A 5,434-nucleotide genomic window follows, 5' to 3' on the forward strand; every position below is an offset into this window, starting at 1 on the left:
GACGCCCTTGAGGCGGAGAGCATCTTCGTGATGCGCGAGGTTGTCGCCGAGATGGAACGGGGGCACCGACGGCGGGCTCAGCGAGGCCGCACGGTGTCGCCCGGACGGCACGTGCCGGGCCGCGAGTCGCGGCCCGGCACGAGAGACGACCGGCTACTCAGGAGACGGGCACCAGCTCCGGCGCGGGCGCCGGCGGGTCGGTGGGCGCGGGCGCCGGGCGTCGCCGCAGGAAGCGCGGGGCCCACCAGTTCGCGTCGCCGAGCATGGTCATCAGGGCGGGCAGCACCACTCCCCGGATGATCGTGGCGTCCAGCAGGATCGCCGCCGCCAGGCCGATGCCGAGCTGCTTCATGTCGATCGTGCTCAGCGTCGCGAAGATCGAGAACACCCCGACCATGACGATCGCCGCGCTGGTCACCACCCCGGCCGACGACGTGATGCCGTATGACACGGCGTCGCGGTTGGACATGCCGGCCCGGACCCCCTCGCGGATCCGGCTCACCACGAAGACGTGGTAGTCCATCGAGAGGCCGAAGAGCACCACGAACAGGAACAGCGGCAGCCAGGAGACGATCGCGCCCATCGAGGTGAAGCCGAGCAGCCCCTCGGCCCACTCCCCCTGGAAGACCAGGACCAGCAACCCGTACGCGGCGCCGGCGGAGAGCAGGTTCAACGCGATGGAGCTGGCCGCCACCACCACCGAACGGAAGGTGAAGGCCATGACCAGGAACGTGAGCACCAGCACAAAGCCCATCACCAGCGGCAGCTTGTCGCGGACGTGCGACGCGTAGTCCTCACTGTCGGCCACGCTCCCGCCGACCGCGTACTCGATCCCGGGGATCCCCCGCAGCTCGGCCGGGACCAGGTCCGCACGCAGCTTCTCCAGCGACCGCACCGACCGGTCGTCCCTGCTGGAATACGGCGTGGCGACGTCCAGCACCGACACCCGCCGGTCGGCCGACACCTTGATCTTCGGGCCGTCCGCCTCGGCGGGGGCGAACAGCGGGTCGCCTCCGGCCCGGGCAGCAAGGTCGGTGAGCGCCGCGTTGACCCGGTCGGCCTGCTCGGCCGGCGCCCGGACGGCCACCACGTGGCTGGTGCCGGTGCTCGGGAAAGCCGCGGTGAGCCGGTCGTACGCCTGCATGGCGGGCGTGGTGCGCGGCAGGTCCTCCATTCCGGGGAACTTCAGCTTCATGCCGAGCGCCGGCGCGGCCAGCGCGAGCAGCAGGCCGACCGAGATGACGAGCGTCGCCACCGGGGCGCGCAGCGCGGGCCGGAGCACCGCCGGCCAGAGCCGGGGCGTACGCGGCTCGCCGTGCCGGCCGGTGCGCGGCGCGGTCAGCCGCCAGAGCAGCGGCACCCGGGGCCGGTCGACCCAGCGGCCCAGCCTGGCCAGCAGGGCCGGCAGCACGGTCAGCGAGCCGGTCACCGCGACGGCGACCACCAGGATCGAGCCGACGGCCAGGGACGAGAAGACCACGTCGCCGGCGAGGAACAGTCCGGCCATCGCGATGATCACGGCGAAGCCGGAGACCACCACGGCGTGCCCGGAGGTCTCCGCGGCGATCTCCACCGCGTCCAGGCCGGAGCGGCCCTTGGTCCGTTCCTCCCGCTCCCGGCGGATGTAGAACAGCGAGTAGTCGACCCCCACCGCCATGCCGATCAGCAGGATCACCGGTGACGTGGTGTCGGTGGCCGGCACGAGGTGCGAGGCGAGGGTGGACAGGCCCATCGCGGCGGCGACCGAGGAGAGCGCCAGCAGCACCGGCACGCTGGCCGCGATCAACGCGCCGAACGCGATGATCAGGATGGCCAGGGTGACCGGCAGACTCAGCAGCTCGGCGCGCTCGAAGTCCTTGCCCAGGGTGTCGTCGAGCGCCTGGCCGATCGACGGCCCGCCGACCTGCTCGACGCGGAGCTGCGGGTGCGCGCCCTGCACGGTGGCGGTGACGTCGCGCAGCGGCTGCACCCGGTCCGACGCGGTCTCCGGGTCACCGGACATGGTGATCGGCAGCAGCAGCGCGGACCCGTCCCGCGCGGTGACCGGCGGGCCGACCTCGGCGACGCCGGTGACCGTACGCAGCCGGGCGGCCGCGTCGTCGGCGGCCGCCTTCGCCGCCGCCGGGTCCAGGGCGCCACCCCGGGAGGTGATCAGGACGTTGTCCACGGCCGGGTCGTCGAAGGCCCCGTCGTCCACGATGATGCTGGCCCGTCCGGCCTCGCCGATCGCCTGGTCCTCGCTGGTGGCCTCGGTGAGGCCGGCGGCGTTGCCACCGACGAAACACACCGCCACGAACACGACCCACAACGCGATCGCCCGCCACGGATGCTCGGCGCTCCACCGCGCCATCCGCACGGTCACCGGTCTGTTGCCCATCTCGCGTCCCCCTGTCACGTCGACCCCCTGTCAACGGTGCTGACGTTAGGGGCGTGACGAGGCGGTCACATCGGGGAACGGCCCCCGTCCGCCCCGGAGTCGGTCCGTCGAGGGCGGCGGGCCCGCCGGACGGGCATCAACCCGCGATTCGGGCGTACGCCGGGGTGTGGCCCGGAGCGTCCGGCCGCGACCCGCCGGTGCCGACCCGGAGCCAGCTCCGGGTCATCCCCGAAGGGCACCCCGAGGCCGGGGCTGGCAGCGCGGGCAGCTGTACGAGGAGCGGTTCATGAACGACTCGCGGCGGATCGGCGCACCGCACCGCCGGCACGGCTCGCCCTCCCGGCCGTAGGCGTTCAGCGCCCGGTCGAAGTAACCGCTCTCGCCGTTGACGTTGACGTAGAGGGCGTCGAAGCTGGTGCCGCCCTCCTTGATCGCCTCAGCGAGCACATCGCGGACGTGACCGAGCAGGCGCTGCGCGGCCGGGCCGGTCAGCGCGTCGGTGGGGCGGGCGCCGTGCAGCCCGGCGCGCCAGAGCGCCTCGTCGGCGTAGATGTTGCCCACGCCGGAGATCAGCGTCTGGTCGAGCAGGGCCCGTTTCACCTCGGTCCGCCGCCGGCGCAGCGCGGCGACGAACGCCGCGTCGGAGAACTCCGGGTCCATCGGGTCGCGGGCGATGTGCGCGATCTCCGCGGGGAGGTCCGCGCCGCCCTCGCTGACCGCGAGCCCGCCGAAGGTGCGCTGATCGACGAAGCGCAGCTCGGGCCCGTCGTCGGCGAACCGGAACCGGACCCGCAGGTGGGTCTCGTCGGGGGTGCCGGGCGGCTGGAGCAGCAACTGACCCGACATGCCGAGGTGCCCGATCACCGCGTCGCCGCTGTCCAGCGGGAGCCACAGGTACTTGCCGCGCCGGCGCACGTCCACGATGGTCCGGCCGGCGAGCACGTCGGCGAAGTGCGCGCCGCCGGGGACGTGCCGCCGGACGGCGCGCGGGTGTCGGACCTCGACCGAGGCGATCCGCCGGCCGGTGACCCACTGGGCCAGCCCCTGCCGGACGGTCTCCACCTCGGGCAGCTCAGGCACGACGTACACCCGTCTCGTGGCCACTCGGGGCCTCGGCGTCGCGGGCCTCGGTCGGGCCGCCGCCGTTGGCGGACGTCTGCCGCTCGGGCGGGGTCTGCTGCTCCGCCACGTCGGCCGGCATGGCCTGCGCCAGGTGGTCGGCCACCTCGGCCCGGGCCGCCTGCTCGGCGCTGTCGGGCGGCCCGAACGACTCGTCCTGGTCGGACCTGTTCTGCTGGTCCTGCTGGGCGTTCTGCTCGTGCTGGTCCGTGAGCATCCGCCAGGCCGCCTCGGCGGCCCGCTGCTCGGCCTCCTTCTTGCTGCGCCCCTCCGCGCCGCCGTACCGGTTGCCGGCCACCACGACCCAGGCGGTGAACGTCTTGAGGTGGTCCGGTCCGGTGCCCTCGATCCGGTACTCGGGCACGCCGAGACTGAGCGCGGCGGTCAACTCCTGGAGGCTGGTCTTCCAGTCCAGGGCGGCGCCCCGGCCGGCCGACTCGGCCATCAGCGGGTCGAAGAGCCGGTGGATCACGATCCCGGCGGTGTCCAGCCCGTACTGGAGGTAGATGGCGCCGAGCAGCGCCTCCAGGGTGTCGGCGAGGATGCTCGCCTTGTCCCGGCCACCGGTGGTCTCCTCGCCCTTGCCGAGCAGCAGGTACGCGCCGAGGCCGTCCGGGCCCAGGCCGCGGGCCACGTCGGCGAGCGCCCGCATGTTGACCACGCTCGCCCGCAGCTTCGCCAACTGCCCCTCGGGCAGGTCCGGGTGGTTGTGGAACAGCGCCGTGGTGATCACGACGCCGAGGACCGAGTCACCGAGGAACTCCAGCCGCTCGTTCGTCGGCAGGCCACCGTTCTCGTACGCGTACGAGCGATGGGTCAGCGCGCGTTCCAGCAGGTCCGGCTCCAGGCTGACGCCGAACGCGGCTTCCAGGTGACCGACGGACGCCCGCCGCCGCTTGTCGTTGCTCATGATGTGCGTACCTCGGTGTCGGTGGAACGGTCGGTGCGGTCCGTCGCGGCGTCGCCGTCGAGCAACGCGGAGACCAGTTCGGTGGCACGCCGTCGCCACAAATGGGCGGCGAGAGCGATGCCGGAGGCGACGTCGTCGGCGCGAGCGGAGCCGTGACAGACGACCACCGTCCCGGCGACGCCCAGCAGGGCGGCGGCCCGGGGCGCGCCGCCGACGACGGGCGGGCCGCCGGCCATCGCGTACGCGCCCTCGATCGCCTTGAGCAGCACGTTACCGGTGAAGCCGTCGGTCACCACCACATCGGCGCGCGCGCCGAGAGTCACGTCGTACCCCTCGACCAGGCCGACGTAGCGTGCCCCGCAGGGCAGCGGTTCGACGGCGAGCAGGGGGTCGGTGGCACGGCGTACCCGGTCGCCCTTGCCGGCCTCGGTGCCGACTGAGAGCAGGCCGACCCGCGGCGCGACGACCGAATGGGCCACCGCGGCGTACGCGGCGCCGAGCACGGCGTGCCGGGCCAGGGTGGCGGGGCGGGGCTCCAGCGAACCGCCGACGTCGAGCAGCACCACCGGCCCGGCGACCGCGGGCAGGGTGGCGACCAGGGCGGGTTGGCGGATCTCCGGCCAGCGTCCGAGCCCGAGCACGGCGGCGGTGACCGTGGCGCCGGTCGCGCCGGCCGAGACGAGGGCGTCGGCGGTGCCGTCGCGGACGGCGGTGACGGCGGCCCGGACGGTGCTCTCCGAGCGGGCCGCGCTGGGATGGTCGGCCATGCCGACGGCGGCGCGGACCGGTCGGACCGTGATCCGGGCCCGCTCGGGCGGGGCGAGGGCAGCGATCAGCGCGTCGGCGACCTCGGTCGGGCCGACGAGCAGCAGGTGCAGATCGGGATCGGCGCGCACGGCCCGCAGAGCGCCGTCAACCACGACGGCGGGAGCGTCGTCCCCGCCGAGGAGGTCAACGGCGATCCGCGCGGTGCCCGGCTCCATCGGTACGCCGGCCGGAGTGGGCCGGCCGGCGTCGGAGGGAGCCGG

3 protein-coding genes and 1 pseudogene are annotated in these 5,434 nt (G+C 74.1%); all 4 read right to left on the reverse strand.

Annotated features, from left to right (window positions below):
- Positions 1–157: 157 nt before the first annotated feature.
- Positions 158–2,377, reverse strand: a complete 2,220-nt coding sequence (locus ABZU46_RS30825) for an MMPL family transporter (RefSeq protein WP_354863219.1) — start codon at positions 2,375–2,377, stop codon at positions 158–160.
- 222 nt (positions 2,378–2,599) lie between these two features.
- On the reverse strand, positions 2,600–3,457 hold the full coding sequence (mutM, locus tag ABZU46_RS30830) for a bifunctional DNA-formamidopyrimidine glycosylase/DNA-(apurinic or apyrimidinic site) lyase (protein ID WP_354863220.1): 858 nt from the start codon (positions 3,455–3,457) through the stop codon (positions 2,600–2,602).
- Positions 3,458–3,689: 232 nt separating this feature from the next.
- Positions 3,690–4,406: pseudogene (rnc, locus tag ABZU46_RS30835) on the reverse strand (ribonuclease III); the annotation flags it as partial.
- Positions 4,403–5,389 carry a phosphate acyltransferase PlsX gene (locus ABZU46_RS30840; protein WP_354863221.1) on the reverse strand — a complete coding sequence of 329 codons (987 nt, stop codon included), beginning with the start codon at positions 5,387–5,389 and terminating at the stop codon, positions 4,403–4,405. The gene ABZU46_RS30840 and the pseudogene rnc, both read right to left, overlap by 4 nt.
- Positions 5,390–5,434: the final 45 nt, after the last annotated feature.

Origin of the sequence: Micromonospora sp. NPDC005197 (assembly GCF_040608295.1) — a bacterium.
GTDB lineage: Bacteria > Actinomycetota > Actinomycetes > Mycobacteriales > Micromonosporaceae > Micromonospora.

Excerpts from the sequence above, each read along its gene's own strand:
- ABZU46_RS30825 (WP_354863219.1), bottom strand. The coding sequence starts at position 2,377 with ATGGGCAACAGACCGGTGACCGTGCGGATGGCGCGGTGGAGCGCCGAG.
- ABZU46_RS30840 (WP_354863221.1), bottom strand. The coding sequence starts at position 5,389 with ATGGAGCCGGGCACCGCGCGGATCGCCGTTGACCTCCTCGGCGGGGAC.